Below are 19,737 nucleotides of genomic sequence, written 5' to 3'. Positions count from 1 at the left end.
CGGCGCAGGCCGGAATCCATGGAACGCATGCTCAGCATGGATTCCGGCTTTCGCCGGAATGACGGTGACGGGGTTTAGTGGTTGTGGCGCGCCAGCTTTTCGCCCACGCCCTGGTACTTGAGCGCCAGCTCCATGCAGGCGCCGGTCTCCATCTGGCCCACGGTGGCGCGGTACAGCTCCTGCCACGGCGTCTGGCTGGCCGGCACCGGCGGAATGCCTTCCGCCTTGCGCTTCGCCAGTTCCTCGTCGCTGATCAGCATATTGCAGCTACCCTGGTTCAGGTCCACGCGCACGGTATCGCCGGTGCGGATGTAGGCCAGACCACCGCCCACCGCGCTCTCCGGCGAGGCGTTCAGAATCGACGGGCTGTCCGAGGTGCCGGACTGGCGGCCGTCGCCCAGCGTCGGCAGCCAGTTGACGCCGCGCTTGATCAGCGCATCCGGCGGTTGCATGTTGACCACCTCCGCCGAACCCGGCCAGCCGATCGGGCCGGCGCCGCGAATCACCAACATGCAGTTCTCGTCGATATTCAGCGACGGATCGTTGATGCGGTCATGGTAATCGCCCGAGCCATCAAACACGATGGCGCGCGATTCGAAGATGTTTTCCTGGCCAGGCTTGCTCAGGTAGCGCTGGCGGAATTCCGGCGAAATCACGCTGGTCTTCATGATGGCGAAGTCGAACAGGTTGCCCTTCAGGACGAAGAAGCCGGCGTCCTCCTTCAGCGGCGCGTTGAACGGATAGATCACCTCGCGGTCGTTGGTTTCGCGGCCGACCAGGTTTTCCGCCATGGTCTTGCCGGTGACGGTCAGGCGCTTGGAGCGCAGCTTGCCCTGCTGCTCCAGTTCCCACATCACGGCCGGCACGCCGCCGGCGCGGTGGAAGCGCTCGCCGAGGAATTTGCCGGATGGCTGCATGTTCAGCAGCAGCGGGACCTTGTGGCCATACTCCATCCAGTCGCTCGACTTCAGCTCCACGCCGGCGTGGCGCGCCATGGCGACGATGTGCTGTTGCGCGTTGGTGGAACCGCCGATGGCGGCGTTGACCACGATGGCGTCCAGGAAGGCGTCGCGGCTGAGGATCTGTGACGGCTTCAGATCCTGCTTGGCCATCTCCACGATGCGCTTGCCGGTTTCGTAGGCCATCTGGCCACGCTCGCGGTATGGCGCCGGAATCGCCGAGCAGCCGGTCAGCGACATGCCCAGCGCTTCGGCGATGGCGTTCATGGTCGATGCGGTGCCCATGGTGTTGCAATGGCCCGCCGACGGCGCCGAGGCGGCGGCGATTTCGAGGAACTTCTCGTTGTCGATCTTGCCGGCGGCCAGTTGCTTGCGGCCCTTCCAGATCGCCGCGCCGGAGCCCACCAGCTCACCGTCGAGCCAGCCGTCCAGCATCGGCCCGCCGGACAGCACGATGGCCGGAATGTCGATGGTGGCGGCGGCCATCAGCTGCGACGGCGTGGTCTTGTCGCAGCCGGTGGTCAGCACCACCGCGTCGATCGGGTAGCCGTGCAGGATCTCGACCAGGCCCATATACGCCAGGTTGCGGTCGATCGCCGCCGTCGGACGGCGGCAGTTTTCAAAGATAGGATGCAGCGGGAACTCCATCGCGATGCCGCCGGCGTCGCGGATGCCGTCGCGCACGCGCTTGGCCAGCTCCAGGTGGATGCGGTTGCACGGGCTGAGGTCACTGCCTGATTGCGCGATGCCGATGATGGGACGGCCGGAGCGCAGCTCTTCCGGCGTGATCCCGTAGTTCATGAAGCGCTCAAGATACAGCGCGGTCATATCGATGTGGTCCGGATTATCGAACCAGTCCTGCGAGCGGTAGCGACGCGATTGGGTGCTCATAGATTGCCTATTCAGGTAAGTACAGATGTTGCAATTGTCCCGGCGAGGCCACGCGGAAGCTGAAAATGCCCCCGGCCAGCGGCTCACGGCTTAATTCTTCCGCCGACAGACCCTTGCGGGCGGTGGTCACAAACACGGTGCGCAGATCGTCGCCGCCGAACGTGACCTTGGTGATATTCGAACACGGCATGCTCACGGTGTCCAGCAATTGGCCGGCCGCCGAGTAGCGCTCGATGCGGCCGCCGGCGAACAGGCCGACCCACAGCGTACCATCGGCATCGACCGCCGTGCCGTCCGGGTAGCCGCTACCCTCGATGCGCACGAACACGCGCTTGTTGGACAGGTTGCCCTGCTCGTCCAGCTCAAACGCGTAGATGGTCTTTTCCAGCGTGTCGGTGTGATAGAAGGTGCGCCCGTCCGGGCTGACGCACGGGCCGTTGGTGATGACGTAGCCGCCGTCCTTGTGCTGCGGCGCCGTGCCGCCGGACTGGCGATACAGCGCGCCGCTCGGCGCTTCCTCGGCGTTGTCCATGGAGCCGAACCACAGCGCGCCGTGGCGGTCCACGTAGCCGTCGTTCAGGCGATTGCCCGGCAGGTGCGATTCCAGCGCATGCAGCGTGGTCAGCGCGCCGGTGTCGAACGAAAAGCGGTCCAGGCGTCCCGGCAGGCCGCAGACGAAATCGCCGCCATGCATCGGCAGCGCGAAGCCCACTTCATCCGGCACCGTCCAGCTCTGGCGGCGGCCGCCGTCCTCGGCGCAGCGGTGAATCGCGCGCTGCTTGATGTCGACGAAATACAGCGACTTGTCCTCTGGATGCCATACCGGTCCCTCGGCCAGGGTCGCGCCCAGTGGCCAGATGCACTCAGGCTGGTAGAGGTTCATGCTCCATACCATCCGGCGTCAACGAAGTAGTCGCGGCCGGAGCAGCGTCGTGCGTTATCCGAGGACAGGAACAGCGCCATGGCGGCGATGTCTTCCGTCTCCACGCTTTGCGGCAGCACTTGCGCATCCAGGATCGCCTGGCCGGCTTCCGGCGAGTGCCACAACGCCTTCTGGCGCTCGGTCATCACCGAGCCAGGAATGACGGTGTTGACGCGGATGCCGTCCTGGCCCAGGTCACGCGCCAGGCCGCGCGTCAGGCCCTCGATGGCCGCCTTGGCGGTCATGTACAGCGTCAGGTTGGGCAGCGCCAGGTGCCACGAGATCGAACCGAAGTTCAGGATCACGCCGCCGCCGGCCTTCTTCATGCCCGGCGCCACCGCCTGCGCGCAGAAGAACTGGTGGCGCAGGTTGACCGCCAGGCTGTTGTCCCAGTACTTGCCGGTCACTTCGTGCACCTGGTGACGGTGATCGTTGGCGGCGTTGTTGATCAGGATTTCGATGGCGCCATGATCCTGCTCGATCTGCGCGATGACCTTGGCCAGCGCATCCAGATCGGTCAGGTCACAGTGGAAGAACACCGGCGCGTGTTTGGCGCCTTTCAGGCTTTCCACCAGCGCGCGCGACGCCTCCTCCACGATGTCGATGAAGAACACTTGCGCGCCCTGTTTGACGAAGGCGTCCACGATGCCGGCGCCGATGCCGGAGCCGCCGCCGGTGACCAGAACCCGCTTATCCGCCAGGTCCGGGTAGGTAGCGAAGACCAAAGGTTTCCCCATTTATTCTCTCCAGAGATTTGTTTTTAGTTGAGCAGGCCGCGCTGGGCCAGATTGCGATACAGTGCGCGCACGCCAAAGGTCCATGGCGCCACGGTGGTGCTGAGTTGTACGTGGTTGACCAGCATGCCCAGCGACGGGCTGCTGATGCTGACGCGGTCGCCCAGCTTGTGGGTGAAGCCGGCGCCCGGCGCGCCGCGGTCCTTGATCGGCGAGAACATGGTGCCGAGGAAGAGCATGAAGCCGTCCGGGTACTGGTGATGGGCGCCGGCGGTTTGCGACACCAGGTCCAGCGGGTCGCGGCTGATTTCGCGCATGCGGCTCTCGCCGTCCAGGCGGAAGCCGTCTTCCGCGCCTTCGATCAGCAGGCGCAGTTCCGCATTGCGCACGGTGTCGATGGTGAAGCGGCCGTCGAACAGGCGGATGAACGGGCCGATGCCGCACGAGGCGTTGTTGTCCTTGGCCTTGCCCAGCAACAGCGCGCTGCGGCCCTCGATGTCGCGCAGATTGACGTCGTTGCCGAGCGTGGCGCCGACCGTTTGCGCGCGGCTGTTCACCGCCAGCACGATCTCCGGCTCCGGATTGTTCCACTTCGATTCCGGGTGCAGGCCCACGTCCGCGCCCAAACCCACCGCCGACATCGGCTGCGATTTCGAGAACACTTCCGCATACGGGCCGATCCCCACTTCCATGTATTGCGACCAGGCGCCGCGCGCGATGAATTCCTGCTTCAGCTTTTCCGCTTCCGGCGAACCTGGCTTGATGGCCGACAGGTCGGCGCCGATATCCTTCAGCAGCGACTTGCGCAGCTCGTCGGCGCGGGCCGGGTTGCCGCCCGCTTGTTCTTCGATCACGCGTTCCAGCAGGCTGACGGCAAAGGTCACGCCGCAGGCCTTGATGGCCTGCACGTCGCATGGCGCCAGCAGGCGCACCGGCGCCTCCGCGCCGCTCAGCGCCGTCTCGATCAGCGCCTCGACCTTGCCCAGCGATTCGCCTTGCGCGGCCTGGGCGAAGGCGGCAACGTCGTCGCGGTCCAGCAGATCGGAAACGGTGGCCGCTTGCGCGGTGATGTCGAAAACTTCGCCCTTGCGGACCACGACCACGCTCGGGCCGTTAACATCCTGACGCCAGACGCGGCCGACCAGCAGGGCATCCGCGAGGTCGGCGGGGAGGTGCGCCAGCGCTGGCGCGTGCTTCAATTGATTGTTCACAGAACTGTCCTTGTCTCGTTGGGCTTCTGCCGGCTTTTTTTGTTGCGCGTACCATGCGAGTAACCTAAAATGAATAGCGCTAACATTTTGTCAGTGTGAAGGAATTATGCGATCAAGTCAACACGCTTTCCCCCGTTATTTTGGCGCCATCGCCGCCGCCTGCCTGCTGCAGGCAGCGGCCGCCGCATCGCCGGCGCCAGCGGCTTCACACTGGGTGGCCAGTTGGGGTGCGGCGCAGCAAATTCCCGATGCGAACAACCAACTGGCGGCCGAACAGTGGCGCGACGCCAGCCTGCGCCAGGTGGTGCGCCTCACTCTGGGCGGCAAACAATTCCGGGTGCGGGTCAGCAATGTGTACGGCACCGCACCATTGACGCTCGACGGCGCCAGCGTGGCGCTGGCGGCAGCGCCGGGACAGGCCGTTGTCCAGCCCCCTACCCTGCGCCCACTGACCTTTGACGGCCGCGCCAATGTCACCATTCCCGCCGGCGCGGAATACTACAGCGACGCAGTCGCCATGGAGCTGAAGCCGGCCGCCGACCTGGCGATTTCGCTGTACTTCAAGGCTGAACCGGCGCGCCAGACCGCGCATAACGGCGCCCGCGCCCACACCTTCCTCACCAAGGGCAACCGCGTGATGGACGCCGCGTGGGCCGATGCCGGCAAGGTCACGCGCTGGTACGCCATCAGCGACGTGGAAGTGCTGGCGCCGCGCAAGGTGGGCGCGCTGGTGGCCATCGGCGACTCCATCACCGACGGCTACGGCGTGCCGCCCGACACCAACACCCGCTGGACCGACGTGCTGGCTGCGCGCCTGCGCGACAACCAGCACACGCTGGGCGTGGTCAACGCCGGCATCGGCGGCGGCCGCATGCTGCGCGAGGGCATCGGCGCGCCGCTGGTGTCGCGCTTCGACCGCGACGTGCTGTCGCGCGCCGGCGTTACGCACGCGCTGGTGCTGATCGGCGTCAACGACCTGGGCGTCCAGCACCGCAACGGCCCCGATACACCATCCGACCGCCAGCAACTGCTGGCCGACCTCAAACTGGCCCACCGCCAGCTCGCCGAACGCGCGCATGCCCATGGCATCTGCCTGATCGGCGCCACCGTCACGCCGTATGTCGGCGGCGACTACTACCATCCAGAACCAGAAAACGAAGCAGACCGCCAGGCGCTGAATCAGTGGATACGCACGTCCGGCGTGTTCGACGCCGTGGCCGACTTTGACGCCACGCTGCGCGATCCATCGCAACCGGCCCGCATCAAGCCGGTGTACGACAGCGGCGATCACCTGCATCCATCGCTGGCCGGCTACCGCGCATTGGCGGAAACCGTGCCGCTGGCGGCGCTGCGAAAACAATGTGGAGACAATAAATAATGAGCAAATTCCCCGCCGCCGCGGCAGCCGCCGCGCGCCTGGCATTGACCGCGCTGATGGCCGCCGCCCCAGGCGTCGCCACCACCGCTGCCGCCGCCGACGCCACCTACACCAATCCGGTGTTGAGCGGCTTCCACGCCGATCCGAGCATCTGCCGCGTGGGCGGCGATTACTACCTTGCCACCAGCAGCTTTGAATACTTCCCGGGCGTGCCGATCTACCACAGCAAGGACCTGGTGCACTGGCGCCAGATCGGCCACGCGCTCACGCGCGCCAGCCAGCTGAATCTGGCCAAAACGCGCAGCTCGCAGGGCATTTATGCGCCCACGCTGCGCTGCCACGACGGCGTGTTCTACATGGTCACCACCAATATGGAGGGCGGCGGCGCCTTCTACGTCCACACCAAGGACCCGGCCGGCGAATGGTCGGAGCCAGTGTGGCTGAACGACCCAACCTTCGCCATGGACCCGTCGCTGTTCTTCGACGACGACGGCAAGGTGTACTACACCCGCCACGGCGGCGGCGAACATGGCGGCGTCTATCAGGCCGAGATCGACCTCAAGGCCGGCAAGCTGCTGGAGGCGCCGCGCCTGATCTGGTCCGGCACCGGCGGCGTGTGGCCGGAAGGCCCGCACCTGTACAAGTACAACGGCCTGTATTACCTGATGATCTCCGAGGGCGGCACCTCGTATAACCACAGCCTGACGATGGCGCGTTCCACCTCGCCATTCGGCCCGTTCACCGCCAACCCGGCCAATCCCATCCTGACCCACCGCGGCCACCCGGAACTGCCGCTACAGGCCACCGGCCACGGCGACCTGGTGCAAACGCCGGAAGGCAAATGGTGGATGCCGCTGCTGGGCATCCGTCCGGTCGACAAGCAGCATCACCTCGGCCGCGAAACCCTGCTGACGCCCGTCGAGTGGAACGCCGACGGCTGGCTGGTGGTCAACCAGGGCAAGCCGCTGGCGGTGCAGATGTCCGCCGCCGGCCTGCCGCCCTCCTCGCCATGGCCGCTCGAACCGGTGCGCGACGACTTCAAGGCGCCCAAGCTTGGCCTGCAATGGACCATGCTGCGCGGCCCCGGCGATGGCCTGTGGTCGCTGACCGAGCGGCCCGGCTACCTGCGCCTGAAAGGCAGCAGCGTCACCATGAACGACATCGCGCAACCAGCTTTCGTGGCGCGCCGCCAGGAACACATGCGCATGCGCGCCGCCACGCAAGTGGCGTTTCAGCCTTCCGCCGCCACGCAGGCGGCCGGCCTGGTGCTGCGCCAGAACGAAAAGAACTACTACGAGCTGCGCATCACCGGCGCGCCGGAGCGCCGGCTGGAGCTGGTGGCGCGCGCCAAGGGCGTGACCACGCTGCAGGCCTCGGCGCCGCTGCCGGCGGGACCGGTGGTGCTGCAGGTTGAATCGACGGCTGGCCAGTACACCTTCAGTTACGGCAGCGGCGACGGCCAGCTCAAGCCGATCGGCACCGTCCCCACCGCGCCGCTGTCGTCGGAAGCGGCGGGCGGCTTCACCGGCGTCTTTATCGGCATGTACGCCGAAGGCGCCGGCAAGGAAGGCATGCCACCAGCCGATTTCGCCTGGTTCGACTACACCCCGCTGGAAAAATAAAACAACATGAGACAACCCGTTCTTGCCGCAGGGGCCATGCTATTGGCCCTGCTGTGTCACGCCCTGCCCGCGCAGGCCCTGGGCCAGAAAAAGCTGGCCTGGTTCGATCAACCGCCGCCTGACGCCGTCGCGCTGGCCAGCAACGGCCAGGCCGCCCGCATCTACATCGACGCCGCCGACCACGCGGGTGTGATCCGCGCCGCAGGCGACCTGCAGGCCGACATCGCCCGCGTCAGCGCCGCCAGGCCGCTGCTGGTCAAGGGCGGCAAGCCGGCCGGCGCGGACGTGATCATCGTCGGCACCGTCGGCAAGAGCGCGTTGATCGATCAACTGGTGGCCGCGGGCAAGCTGGATGTCTCGTCCATCAAGGGCAAGTGGGAAGGCTGGCAGGTGCAGACCTTGCGCCAGCCGCTGCCCGGCGTGGATCGGGCGCTGGTCATCGCCGGCAGCGACAAGCGCGGCACTATCTTCGGCATCTACGAGATGTCGGAGCAGATCGGCGTCTCGCCGTGGAACTGGTGGGCCGACGTGCCGGCGGCGAAGCACGCCAGCGTGTACGCGTCGGCCGGCGCGGCGGTCAGCGATGCGCCGGTGGTGCAGTATCGCGGCATCTTCCTCAACGACGAGGCGCCGGCGCTGACCGACTGGGTCAAGCAGCGCTACGGCGGCTTCAATCATCAGTTCTATGAAAAAGTATATGAACTGATCCTGCGTATGCGCGGCAACTACCTGTGGCCGGCCATGTGGGGCAAGGCCTTCTACGACGACGACAAATTGAACGGCAAGGTGGCCGATGAATACGGTGTCGTCATCGGCACCTCGCACCACGAGCCGATGATGCGCGCGCACGATGAGTGGCGCCGCTACGGCGGCGGCAAGCCGTGGGACTACAACCGCAGCGCCGATGCTCTGCGGGAGTTCTGGACCCAGGGCCTGCGCGTCTCGCAAGGCCAGGAAAAGCTGATCACGCTGGGCATGCGCGGCGATGGCGACGAGCCGATGTCGGAAGGCGCCAATGTGGCGCTGCTGGAGCGCATCGTCAAGGACCAGCGCGACATCATCGCCAAAGAAGTCAATCCGGATGTGACCAAGGTGCCGCAGGTATGGGCACTGTACAAGGAGGTACAGGAGTATTACGAGAAAGGCATGCGCGTGCCGGACGACGTGATGCTGCTGTGGTGCGACGACAACTGGGGCAATATCCGCCGCCTGCCGACCGCCGACGAACGCAAGCGCGCCGGCGGCGCCGGCATCTATTACCACTTCGACTACGTCGGCGGCCCGCGCTCGTACAAGTGGATCAACGTGACGCCGCTGCCCAAGGTATGGGAGCAGATGCACCTGGCGTGGCAGTACCAGGCCAACCGCATGTGGATCGTCAACGTGGGCGACCTCAAGCCGATGGAGGTGCCGATCGAGTTCTTCCTCACCTACGCGTGGAACCCGGCGGCATGGCCGGCCGAACGGCTGCCGGATTACCTCAAGCTGTGGGCGGCGCGCGAATTCGGGCCGGCGCATGCAGACGATATCGCCGACATCGTCGCCAAATACGCCAGGTACAACGGCCGCCGCCGGCCGGAGATGCTGGAGCCGACCACCTACAGCCTGGTGAACTACAACGAGGCGACGCGCATCGTCGACGACTACAACGCGCTTGCGGCGCGCGCGGAGAAAATCTCCGCCGCCCTGCCGGCCGACAAGCGCGACGCCTTCTTCCAGTTGGTGCTGTATCCGGTCAAGGCCAGCGCGGTGGCGAATGAGCTGTATGTAACGGCCGGACTGAATCAGCTGTATGGCCTGCAAGGTCGCACCGCCACCAACGACCTGGCCGCGCGGGCACGGGCGCTGTTTGCGGAGGACGCGGAGCTGGTGCGCCGCTATCATCAGGACATCAGCGGCGGCAAGTGGAATCACATGATGTCGCAGACGCACCTGGGCTACACGTACTGGAACCAGCCGCCGCGCAACGTGATGCCGCCGGTGACCGAGATGCAGGTGCCGGAAGAGGCGGACATGGGCGTGGCAGTGGAAGGCAGCGCGCAGGTCTGGCCGGGGCCGGGCGGCGAGGCGCTGGCGCTGCCGGCGCTGGATGTGTTTGAGAAGAAGGCGCGGTTCATCGATATCTTCAACCGCGGGCGGCAGGCGTTTGACTACACGGTGTCCGCGAGCGAGCCGTGGATTACGCTGGACAAGCCGGCCGGCAAGGTGGATCGCCAGCAGCGCGTGATGGTGGATGTGCGCTGGGCCGAGGTGCCGGATGGCGCGCGGAGCGCGACGCTGACGGTGTCTGGCGCGGGCGGCAAGACCACGGTGAAGGTCCCGCTGCGCAAGCCGGCCGGCGCGGACGCGCTGAAAGGATTTATCGAGACGGATGGCGTGGTGTCAATGGAGGCGGAGCACTACACGCGGGCGGTGGCGGCGGACCAGCGCTCGTGGCTGCGGATTCCGGATCATGGCCGCACGCTGTCCGGCATGACGACGCTGCCAGTGGATGCATCGGCGGAAGAGACGCCGCGCATGCGGCTGGAGTACGAGATGCAGCTATTCAGCGCCGGCAAGGTGGAGGTGCAGACGACGCTGGCGCCGACGCAGAAGTTCCAGCCGGGAGCAGGTCTGCGGTATGCGATATCGTTTGATGACGAAGCGCCGCAGATCATCAACATGCATGCGGACGGCAGCGAAAAGGCATGGGAAAAGACGGTGGCCGATGGGGCGACGGTGCTCACTTCGCGGCATACGATCACGCAACCCGGCCCCCACACCCTCAAGTTCTGGGTGGTGGACCCGGGGGTGGTGCTGCAAAAGCTGGTAGTCAATGCGGGCGGGGTAAAACCCAGCTATCTCGGGCCGCCCGAAAGTCCCCGCCGCTAACCCACAACCTAAGCGATATGCTTGCCCTACCACTTAGGGGTCTGACCCCGAACGGGGTCAGACCCCGCCTGGCCGTGCGGGGTCAGCCGGCCTTGATCACCCTCGCGCCGGCATCCCCTGAATCGCCGCCGCAATCGCATCCCGCAGCGGCTTCGCGCGCAACTGATCATCAAAAGGCGTCGGCCGCATCTTCAACCCATCGGTGCGTGGCGCCTCATCCCAGCCCTGAAGCCAGCTCGCGTTATCCGCCATCCCCCACATCAAAAAGTCCTTGCACTGCCGATAACTGAACGTCACATCCAGATACTCCTTCGCCAGCGTCGCCACGCCCGCGTCGCGCACCGCCACATCCGCCGGCAGCTTGCGGTCATTCACATCAAACTCCGTCACCAGCAAATCCAGGCCCATGCCAGTCACCTCATCCAGGAAGCGCCGCCACGCCTCCTGGTGCCTGCCCATCCCCATCTCATCCCACGACCCGATATGGCTCTGCAACCCCAGCGCATCCACCGGCGTGCCACGCGACTTCAGATCATGCAGCAGCTTCAACACACCCGCCCGATGCTTCGCGCTCCCCAGATCCGCCCGCATGTAATCGTTATAAACCAACTGCGCCTTCGGCGCCTTCTCCCGCGCCACCCGGAACGCCAGGTCGATCTGCTCCACCGCCCCCAGCCGCTGCGTGAACACATTCGCCCGCAGCTCGCCGGTCTTCGGATCCACCGCCTCGTTCACCACATCATAGCTATGAATCCCATCGCCGAAATGCTCGCACACCGTCACGATATGCTTGCGCAGCAACGCCTCTGCCGCCACGGCCGGCTGCGCGCCAAAATCATATTCGTTGACCCACTTCGGCAACCACTTCGCGTCCTGCCAGATCAGGTTATGCCCGCGCACCAGCATCCCCTGCGAGCGCGCCCACGCATACATTTCGTCCGCCGGACCAAACTGATAAACCCCGGGACGCGGCTCCAGCGCCTGCCACTTGCCCTCGTTCTCGGCCACCAGCATATTGCATTCGCGCGCCATCAACGCCTTGTAGGCCGGATCACGGAACCAGCGCCCGCCAATCGCATTGCCCACATTGAGGCCCTTGCGTTTGCCCAGCACCTTCAAGGGTTCTGGCATATCGGCCGCATGCAGCGGCAGCAAACCGCCCGCCGCCATCACGGCCAGAACGCCGCGTCGGGATATCTTCATGTTTGTCTCACTCCTCGTTGGAATTGTTTGCTAACATCGTGGCATAATGAAATGATTACGCTACCATAAAACGGAGACAAGATGCGATTTACCTTTTCGGCCGCGCTGGCGACGCTGCTTTTCACGCTGACCGCGACCGCTAGCGCCGCCGACGAAGACGGCTACGACCTGTGGCTGCGCTACCGGCCGCTGGACCGCGCCGCGCAAGCCAGCGTGCAGGCGCAAGCCCGCGCCATCGTGCTGCCGGGCGCGCCCACGCCGACCACGCAAGCCGCCGTCGCGGAGCTGCGAAAAGGCCTGGCGGGCATGCTGGGCAAGTCCGCCGCGCCGACCGTGCCGGACGCAATGACCGCAACGCGCATCACCGACGGCGCCCTGCTGCTCGCCACCCCCGCGCGCCTGCCGGAACTGGGCGCCGCCGCCTCGCCACTGCGCGCCGAACTGGCGAAGCTGGGCAACGAGGGCTACCTGCTGCGCCTGACCCGCATCCAGAACCACAACGTCACGCTGATCGCCGCCAACAGCGACATCGGCCTGCTGTACGGCGCTTACGCCTGGCTGCGCGACGCCGCCACCGGCGCCAAACTGGAAGCATCGTCCGCGCCAAGGCTGCCACTGCGCCTGCTGAACCACTGGGATAACCTGGACCGCACCGTGGAACGCGGCTACGCCGGCCAGTCGATCTGGGACTGGTGGGCGCTGCCGGACATCAAGGACCAGCGCTACACCGACTACGCCCGCGCCAACGCCTCGCTGGGCATTAACGGCACGGTGCTCAACAACGTCAACTCCAAGCCGGAAGTGCTGACCGCGCCGTTCATCGCCAAGGCCGCCGCCGTCGCCGACGTGCTGCGCCCTTACGGCATCAAGGTCTACCTGTCGGCCCGTTTCTCGACGCCGCTGGAACTGAAGGAAACCAGCACCGCCGATCCGCTGTCGCCAGAAGTGCGCGCCTGGTGGCAGCGCAAGGCCGACGAAATCTACAAGGCCATTCCCGACTTCGGCGGCTTCCTGGTCAAGGCCAATTCGGAAGGCCAGCCCGGCCCGCAGGACTACCACCGCAGCCACGCCGACGGCGCCAACATGCTGGCCGCCGCCGTGGCGCCGCACAAGGGCATCGTCATGTGGCGCGCCTTCGTCTACGCCCCCAAGGGCGCGCACCTGGCCGATGACCGCGCGCGCCAGGCCTATGAGGAATTCAAGCCGCTGGACGGCAAGTTCGCCGACAACGTGCTGGTACAGGTGAAGAACGGCGCCATCGACTTCCAGCCGCGCGAGCCGTTCCACCCGTTGTTCGGCGCCATGCCGAACACGCCGCTGATGATGGAATTCCAGATCACCAAGGAGTACCTGGGCTACTCGACCGACCTGGCTTACCTCGGCACGCTGTTCGAGGAGACGCTGGAAAGCGACACTAAAACCGCCGCCGGCGCCGTCGCCAATACCCTGAGCGGCATGGCCGGTGTGGCCAATATCGGCAGCGACCGCAATTGGGCCGGCTCCAACTTCGACCAGGCCAACTGGTACGCCTTCGGCCGCATGGCCTGGAATCCGCAAGCCAAGGCGCGCGACATCGCCGCCGAATGGGCCGCCCTCACCTTCGGCCCGGACCGGCGCGTGGTGCCGCCGGTGGTCGACATGATGATGATGTCGCGCGAAACGGTGGTCAACTACATGACGCCACTGGGCCTGCACCACATCATGGGCACCGGCCACCATTTCGGCCCGGCGCCGTGGGTGGACAATCTGGAGCGCCCGGACTGGAACCCGGTCTACTACCACCGCGCCAGCCGCGACGGCATCGGTTTCGACCGCACCGCCAAGGGCAGCAACGCGCTGGAGCAGTATGCGCCGGAGATCGCCCGCCAGTACGCCGATCCCAAGACCACGCCGGAGCAGTTCCTGCTGTGGTTCCACCATCTGCCATGGGACTACGTGATGCCGTCCGGCCGCACGCTGTGGGCGGAAATGCTGAACCGCTACGACAAAGGCGTGGCCGACGCGCAGGCGCTGCACGCGCGCTGGGTGGCATTGAAACCGCTGATCGACGCCGGCCGCTACACCGAGGAAGAACAACGCCTGGCGCGCCAGGTCAACAACGCCATTCTGTGGCGCGACGCCTGCGTCGCCTATTTCCAGTCGGTGTCCGGGCTGGCGCTGCCGCCGGGCGTGAAAGCGCCCGCGCACCCGCTGGCATACTACAAATCCCTGAGCTATCCGTATGCCCCGGGTCGTGGTTAAGCCCCGCTTGTGGTAAAGTCCCGGGCTTAACATAGCTTTATTATTTACTGAGGACAGATGACCAAAACCAAGGTGAAACCGGCGCCGGTACCGGCCGTGCAGAACCGCTCGCAAGCGCCGACCATGGCCGATGTGGCCCAGCTGGCCGGCGTGTCTCCGATGACGGTATCGCGCGTGATGAACGGCGATACCAACGTCCGCGAGAAAACCCGCAACCGCGTCGACGCGGCCGTCGCTGCCCTCAACTATGTGCCCAACCAGGCCGCGCGCCGCTTGGCCGGCTCGCGGCCGATCCGCGTCGGCTTCCTGTATTCGAATCCGTCCGCCGGCTACCTGAGCGAATTCCTGGTCGGCCTGCTGAACCAGGCCAGTCCAAACAACGTGCAGCTGGTGGTGGAAAAATGCGAGGCCGACGAACACGGCGTCGAACAGGCGCGCCGTCTGATTTCGAACGGCGTCGATGGCATCATCCTGCCGCCGCCGCTGTGCGACGTGCATAACCTGATCGAGCTGATTGCCACGTCCGGCACGCCGGCCATCACCGTGGCCTGCGGCCAGCCTGACGCCCGCGTCGGCGGCGTCAGTATCGACGACTACGAGGCCGCGTATGCGATGACCTGCCACCTGATCGCGCTGGGCCACCAGCGCATCGGCTTCGTCATCGGCCATCCCAACCAGAGCGCCAGCGCGCGCCGCCTGGCCGGCTTCAAGGCGGCCATCGCGGAAAAGCACGCGCAGAGCGCGCCGGAGCTGATCGTGCAGGGCCTGTTCACCTACCGTTCCGGCCTGGATGCGGCGGAATCGCTGCTGGGGCTCGAACAGCGCCCGACCGCCATCTTCGCCAGCAACGACGACATGGCCGCAGCCGTGGTGGCGATCGCCCACCGCCTGGGACTGGACGTGCCGGGCGACCTGACCGTCGCCGGCTTTGACGATACCGCGCTGGCCACCACCATCTGGCCGGAGCTGACCACCGTGCGCCAGCCGATCACCGATATGGCGGAAGAAGCGGTGCAGTCGCTGGTGCGCCTGATCCGCGCGCAGCGCAACGGCACGCCGGAAGCGCCGCAGCACGTGGTGACCAGGCACACGCTGGTACGCCGCCAGTCCGACGCCGCGCCGCGCCTGCGGCCATCGACCAAGGTCGCCGCCAAGGCCAAGTGACCATCAGGCTGCGGCGGCGCAGCATAAGCAGTCATGCCCACCATGGGCGTTTTGCGATATAGTTAATCTTCCGATCAAACTATAACACTGAGACCCATGAAAAAAGCCGGCCTGCTGTTCCTGTCTTCCAGTCTGCTCGCATGCTCCGCCCACGCCACCACCCGCGTCAGCACCGCCACCGGCGCGGTCGAAGGCGTGACGGAAGCCTCCGGCGTCACCGCGTACAAAGGCATTCCATACGCGGCGGCGCCGGTCGGCAAGCTGCGCTGGCAGGCGCCGCAGCCGGCGGCCAAATGGAAAGGCACGCGCAAGGCCGACCACTTCGGCGCGCGCTGCATGCAACTGCCGCTGTTCAGCGACATGGTGTTCCGCTCCGACGGCGTCAGCGAAGACTGCCTGTTCCTGAATGTCTGGACGCCGGCCAAATCGGCCAGGGAAAAGCTGCCCGTGCTGGTGTACTTCTACGGCGGCGGCTTCGCGGCCGGCGACGGCTCGGAGCCGCGCTATGACGGCGAGAGCATGGCCGCCAAGGGCATCGTCACGCTGACTGTCAACTACCGCCTCAACGTGTTCGGCTTCCTGGCCCACCCGGAACTGACCAGGGAGTCGCCGCACCACGCCTCCGGCAACTACGGTTTGATGGACCAGGCGGCGGCGCTGCAGTGGGTGAAGAAGAACATCGCGGCCTTCGGCGGCGACCCGTCGCGCGTCACCATCGCCGGCGAGTCGGCCGGCTCGTTCTCGGTCAGCGCGCAGATGATCAATCCGCAGGCCAAGGGCCTGATTGCCGGCGCCATCGGCGAAAGCGGCTCGCTGCTTGGCCTGATGGCGCCGGCGCCGCTGGCCGCCGCCGAGCAGGCCGGCGCCACCTTCGCGCAAGGCATCGGCGCGCCGACGCTGAAGGAACTGCGCGCCCTGCCCGCCGACAAACTGCTGGACGACCTCAAGAAACCGGGCGCCTGGTTCTTCGCCATCCAGGACGGCTACGTGATTCCGAAGTCGCCGGTCGCCATGTACGCGGCGGGCGAACAGGCCAAAGTACCGCTGCTGGCCGGCTGGAATTCGTATGAGGGCCACTACAAGCAAATCCTCGGCGACGCCGAGCCGACCGGCGAAAACTTCGCCGCCGCGCTGCAAAAACTGTACGGCGACCAGGCCGGCGCCGCGCAACAAGCCTACAGCGGCGACGTCAAACAGGCTGCGACGGAACTGGCCAGCGACCGCTTCATCGGCTACGGCACCTGGAAATGGATCGACAGCCACGCGCGCACCAGCGGCAAGCCGACCTGGCGCTACTACTACACCCGTCCGCGTCCGGGCCAGGAAGGCGCCAACCACTCGGTGGAGATCGAATACGCGATGGGCAATCTGCCCTTGAACAAGGTCTATGCGTGGGCGGCGGAAGATTATGCGCTCTCGAAGCAGATGCAGGACTACTTCGCCAACTTCATCAAGACCGGCAACCCGAATGGCGCCGGCCTGCCGGAATGGCCGCAAGCCAGCGCCGGCGCGGGTTCCCGCCTGATGCAGCTGGACGCGACGTCGAAAGCTATCACAGCGACCGACGACGCGCACTATCAATTTCAGGAGTCGCAGGCAAAACGGTAACAGCGGTTTGTATTTTATTGTATCAGCGGGTAATCGATTGCAAACCTGCTATACAATTTATCCTCTTATCTGGAGGAAATACAACCGATGCACAAGAAACTTGGCTTCCTGGCACTCTGCCTGACAGTTTCCGCCTACGCGGCGGAACCTTTCGACGACAAATTCCGTCAGCTCGAAGAAATCCTGCCGACTCCAAACGCCTACCGCACCGCATCCGGTGCACCAGGCCACGCCTACTGGCAGCAGCGCGCTGATTACACCATCAGCGCCTCGCTGGACGAAGCCAAGCGCGCCCTCACCGGCAGCGAACAGATCACCTACCATAACAATTCGCCGGACACGCTGAATTACCTGTGGGTGCAGCTGGACCAGAACATCTATAAGAAGGATTCCGACGCGCGCATGATGCTGACCCAGCCATCGCGCGAGGCGTGGGCCAAGCCGGCCGGCCCGGAGGACGGCTACAAGTTCGAAGGCATGCGCGGCATCCTGGCCGGCCGTGAATTCGACGGCGGCTTCAAGATCAAGACCGTGGCCGCCAGCGGCCAGCCGCTGAAGTACGTCATCAACCGCACCATGATGCGCATCGACCTGCCGACGCCACTCAAGCCGGGCGAGAAGTTCGTCTTCAACATCGACTGGTCCTACAACATCAACGAGCAGCAGGTGCTGGGCGGCCGTTCCGGCTACGAGCACTTTGACGAAGACAAGAACGACCTGTTCGAAATCGCCCAGTGGTTCCCGCGCATGGCGGCCTACTACGACGTCTACGGCTGGCAGCACAAGCAGTTCCTCGGCACCGGCGAATTCACGCTGGAATTCGGCGACTACGACGTGCAGCTGACCGTGCCGGCCGACCACATCGTCGCTTCCACCGGTGAACTGCAAAATCCGAACGACGTGCTGACGCAGGCGCAGCGCGACCGCCTGGCCAAGGCCCGCACCGCCACCGCGCCGGTGGTCATCGTGACGCAGGAAGAAGCCACTGCCGCCGAAAAATCGCGCGCCACCGCCACCAAGACCTGGCACTTCAAGGCCAGCAACGTGCGCGACTTCGCCTGGGCGTCGAGCCGCAAGTTCATCTGGGATGCGCAAGGCTTCAAGAAGGATTCCACCAACGTGCTGGCGATGTCCTACTATCCGAAGGAAGGCAACCCGCTGTGGGGCAAGTACAGCACCCAGGCCATCATCCACACCATCGACAAGTACAACAAGTACAGCTTCGACTATCCGTATCCGACCGCGATCTCGGTCAACGGTCCGGTGGGCGGCATGGAATACCCGATGATCTCCTTTAACGGTCCGCGTCCGAGCAAGGACAAGAAGACCGGCCAGATCACCTGGTCGCAGCAGACCAAGTATGGCCTGATCGGCGTGATCATTCACGAAGTGGGCCACAACTACTACCCGATGATCATCAACTCGGACGAGCGCCAGTGGACCTGGATGGACGAGGGCCTGAACACCTTCGTGCAGTATCTGGCCGAGCAGGAATGGGAAGACGGCTATCCGTCGCGCCGCGGCGAGCCGCGCAACATCGTCGACTACATGAAGAGCCGCAACCAGGTGCCGATCATGACTAACTCGGAGTCGATCGCCGCGTTGGGCAACAACGCCTACGCCAAGCCGGCGACGGGCCTGAACATCCTGCGCGAAACCATCCTGGGCCGCGAGCTGTTCGACTATGCCTTCCGCGAGTACGCGCAACGCTGGAAGTTCAAGCGCCCCACCCCGGCCGACTTCTTCCGCACCATGGAAGACGCCTCCGGCACGGACCTCGACTGGTTCTGGCGCGGCTGGTTCTACACCACCGATCCGGTGGACATCAGCATCGACGGCATCACCGAATACGGCGTGAGCACCAAGAACCCGGAAATCGAGAAGGCCTGGAAGAAAGCGCAGAAGGACGCGCAGCCGATCTCCGTCTCCGAGCAGCGCAACAAGGCCCTGCCGAAGCGCGTGGACGCCCATCCGGAACTGAAGGACTTCTACAACGAGCACGACGAGTTCACCGTCACCAACAAGGACCGCAACACCTACGCCGAATCCATCGAGAAGCTGGAGCCGTGGGAGAAGAAGCTGCTGGATCAGGGCAAGCACCTGTACCTGGTGGACTTCTCCAACCTGGGCGGCATGGTGATGCCGCTGATCCTGGAGATTGAACTCAAGAGCGGCAAGAAGTATATCGAGCGCATTCCGGCCGAGGTATGGCGCTACTCGCCGAAGAAGATCACCAAGCTGATTGTGACCGACGAACCGATGGTCAGCCTGACCCAGGACCCGTACTGGGAAACCGCCGACATCGACACGTCCAACAACGCGTGGCCGCGCAAGGTAACGCAATCGCGCCTGGAACTGTTCAAGACCGAACGCGATCGCAATAACCTGATGCGCGACTTCAACACGCCGCTGAAGAAGGACGAGAAGAAGTGATCGCACGCCGCCTGCGCGCGGTGGTGGCAACCATGCTGGCCGCAGCCAGCATGGCCGCAACGGCCCATAACTTCCACATGGGCATAGCGGACATCAGCTACAACCAGCGCACCGGCAGCACCGAGATCGTGCACAGCTACACGGGGCACGATCTCGCCGCGCTGCTGACCAATCTGTATGGCCGCCAGTTCGACCTGGGCCGACCGGACAGCGAAGCGCCGCTGCGCCGCTACGTGGAAAAACAGTTCAGCATCACCGACAAGAACGGCAAGGCCCTGCCGCTGCACTGGGTCGGCGCCAAGGTCGATGCCGACACGGTGCTCGTGTTCCAGGAAATCCCCGGCACGAAAATCGAAAAAGGTAGCCGCATCCACAACGCTTTGCTGATAGACTTCCTGCCGTCGCAAAGAAACACCGTGAATGTGGAAACCGATGGCACCGTCAAAACCCTCTTCTTCGATCAAGACAGCATCGATCAAATCGCCCCTTAAAGTCGTCCT

13 protein-coding genes are annotated in these 19,737 nt (G+C 65.2%); 8 read left to right on the top strand and 5 right to left on the bottom strand.

Annotated elements, in window-relative coordinates:
* Nucleotides 1-74 precede the first annotated feature (74 nt).
* The 4 genes from FHW58_RS03550 to FHW58_RS03535 are packed head-to-tail and all read right to left on the bottom strand — an operon-like array spanning nt 75 to nt 4,717.
* Nucleotides 75-1,850, bottom strand: a complete 1,776-nt coding sequence (locus FHW58_RS03550; RefSeq protein ID WP_179671676.1) for an IlvD/Edd family dehydratase — start codon at nt 1,848-1,850, stop codon at nt 75-77.
* A gap of 7 nt (nt 1,851-1,857) precedes the next feature.
* Nucleotides 1,858-2,733 (bottom strand): SMP-30/gluconolactonase/LRE family protein, encoded by an 876-nt coding sequence (locus tag FHW58_RS03545; protein ID WP_179671675.1) that lies wholly within the window; start codon nt 2,731-2,733, stop codon nt 1,858-1,860.
* Nucleotides 2,730-3,509 (bottom strand): SDR family NAD(P)-dependent oxidoreductase, encoded by a 780-nt coding sequence (locus FHW58_RS03540; protein ID WP_179671674.1) that lies wholly within the window; start codon nt 3,507-3,509, stop codon nt 2,730-2,732. The genes FHW58_RS03545 and FHW58_RS03540 overlap by 4 nt, the downstream gene beginning before the upstream one ends.
* A gap of 23 nt (nt 3,510-3,532) precedes the next feature.
* The gene (locus FHW58_RS03535) at nt 3,533-4,717 is read right to left on the bottom strand and encodes a fumarylacetoacetate hydrolase family protein (protein WP_179671673.1); all 1,185 of its coding nucleotides are present in this window, start codon (nt 4,715-4,717) and stop codon (nt 3,533-3,535) included.
* A gap of 106 nt (nt 4,718-4,823) precedes the next feature.
* Between FHW58_RS03535 and FHW58_RS03530 the strand changes: the two genes are divergently transcribed.
* From FHW58_RS03530 to FHW58_RS03520, 3 genes are read left to right on the top strand one after another with little or no spacing between them, the layout of a single operon-like run.
* Entirely contained in the window at nt 4,824-6,095 is a 1,272-nt protein-coding gene (locus tag FHW58_RS03530) for an SGNH/GDSL hydrolase family protein (RefSeq protein WP_179671672.1), read from the top strand.
* Entirely contained in the window at nt 6,095-7,717 is a 1,623-nt protein-coding gene (locus tag FHW58_RS03525) for a glycoside hydrolase family 43 protein (protein WP_218892619.1), read from the top strand. The genes FHW58_RS03530 and FHW58_RS03525 overlap by 1 nt, the downstream gene beginning before the upstream one ends.
* A gap of 36 nt (nt 7,718-7,753) precedes the next feature.
* The gene (locus FHW58_RS03520) at nt 7,754-10,588 is read left to right on the top strand and encodes a glycosyl hydrolase 115 family protein (RefSeq protein WP_229265040.1); all 2,835 of its coding nucleotides are present in this window, start codon (nt 7,754-7,756) and stop codon (nt 10,586-10,588) included.
* Nucleotides 10,589-10,684: 96 nt separating this feature from the next.
* Here the strand turns inward: FHW58_RS03520 and FHW58_RS03515 are convergent, their stop codons facing one another.
* Complete coding sequence (locus FHW58_RS03515; RefSeq protein ID WP_179671670.1) at nt 10,685-11,791, bottom strand: endo-1,4-beta-xylanase; 1,107 nt, start codon at nt 11,789-11,791, stop codon at nt 10,685-10,687.
* Between the two features lie 81 nt (nt 11,792-11,872).
* Here FHW58_RS03515 and FHW58_RS03510 point away from each other — a divergent pair, with 81 nt between their 5' ends.
* The 5 genes from FHW58_RS03510 to FHW58_RS03490 all read left to right on the top strand — a co-directional run bounded on the left by FHW58_RS03510 (nt 11,873) and on the right by FHW58_RS03490 (nt 19,728).
* A complete protein-coding gene (locus FHW58_RS03510; protein ID WP_179671669.1) occupies nt 11,873-14,032 on the top strand; it encodes an alpha-glucuronidase family glycosyl hydrolase in 2,160 nt (719 codons plus the stop codon).
* A gap of 57 nt (nt 14,033-14,089) precedes the next feature.
* Nucleotides 14,090-15,196 (top strand): LacI family DNA-binding transcriptional regulator, encoded by a 1,107-nt coding sequence (locus FHW58_RS03505; protein ID WP_179671668.1) that lies wholly within the window; start codon nt 14,090-14,092, stop codon nt 15,194-15,196.
* Nucleotides 15,197-15,292: 96 nt separating this feature from the next.
* Nucleotides 15,293-16,804 (top strand): carboxylesterase/lipase family protein, encoded by a 1,512-nt coding sequence (locus tag FHW58_RS03500; RefSeq protein ID WP_179671667.1) that lies wholly within the window; start codon nt 15,293-15,295, stop codon nt 16,802-16,804.
* Between the two features lie 87 nt (nt 16,805-16,891).
* Entirely contained in the window at nt 16,892-19,237 is a 2,346-nt protein-coding gene (locus FHW58_RS03495; protein WP_179671666.1) for a M1 family metallopeptidase, read from the top strand.
* Nucleotides 19,234-19,728: a DUF6702 family protein gene (locus tag FHW58_RS03490; protein ID WP_179671665.1), complete on the top strand. Its 495-nt coding sequence runs from the start codon at nt 19,234-19,236 to the stop codon at nt 19,726-19,728. The genes FHW58_RS03495 and FHW58_RS03490 overlap by 4 nt, the downstream gene beginning before the upstream one ends.
* The last annotated feature ends 9 nt before the right edge of the window (nt 19,729-19,737 follow it).

This window comes from Duganella sp. 1224, from assembly GCF_013408245.1.
Classification (GTDB): Bacteria; Pseudomonadota; Gammaproteobacteria; order Burkholderiales; family Burkholderiaceae_D; genus Rugamonas.
This window is presented reverse-complemented; position numbering and strand designations above follow the sequence as displayed.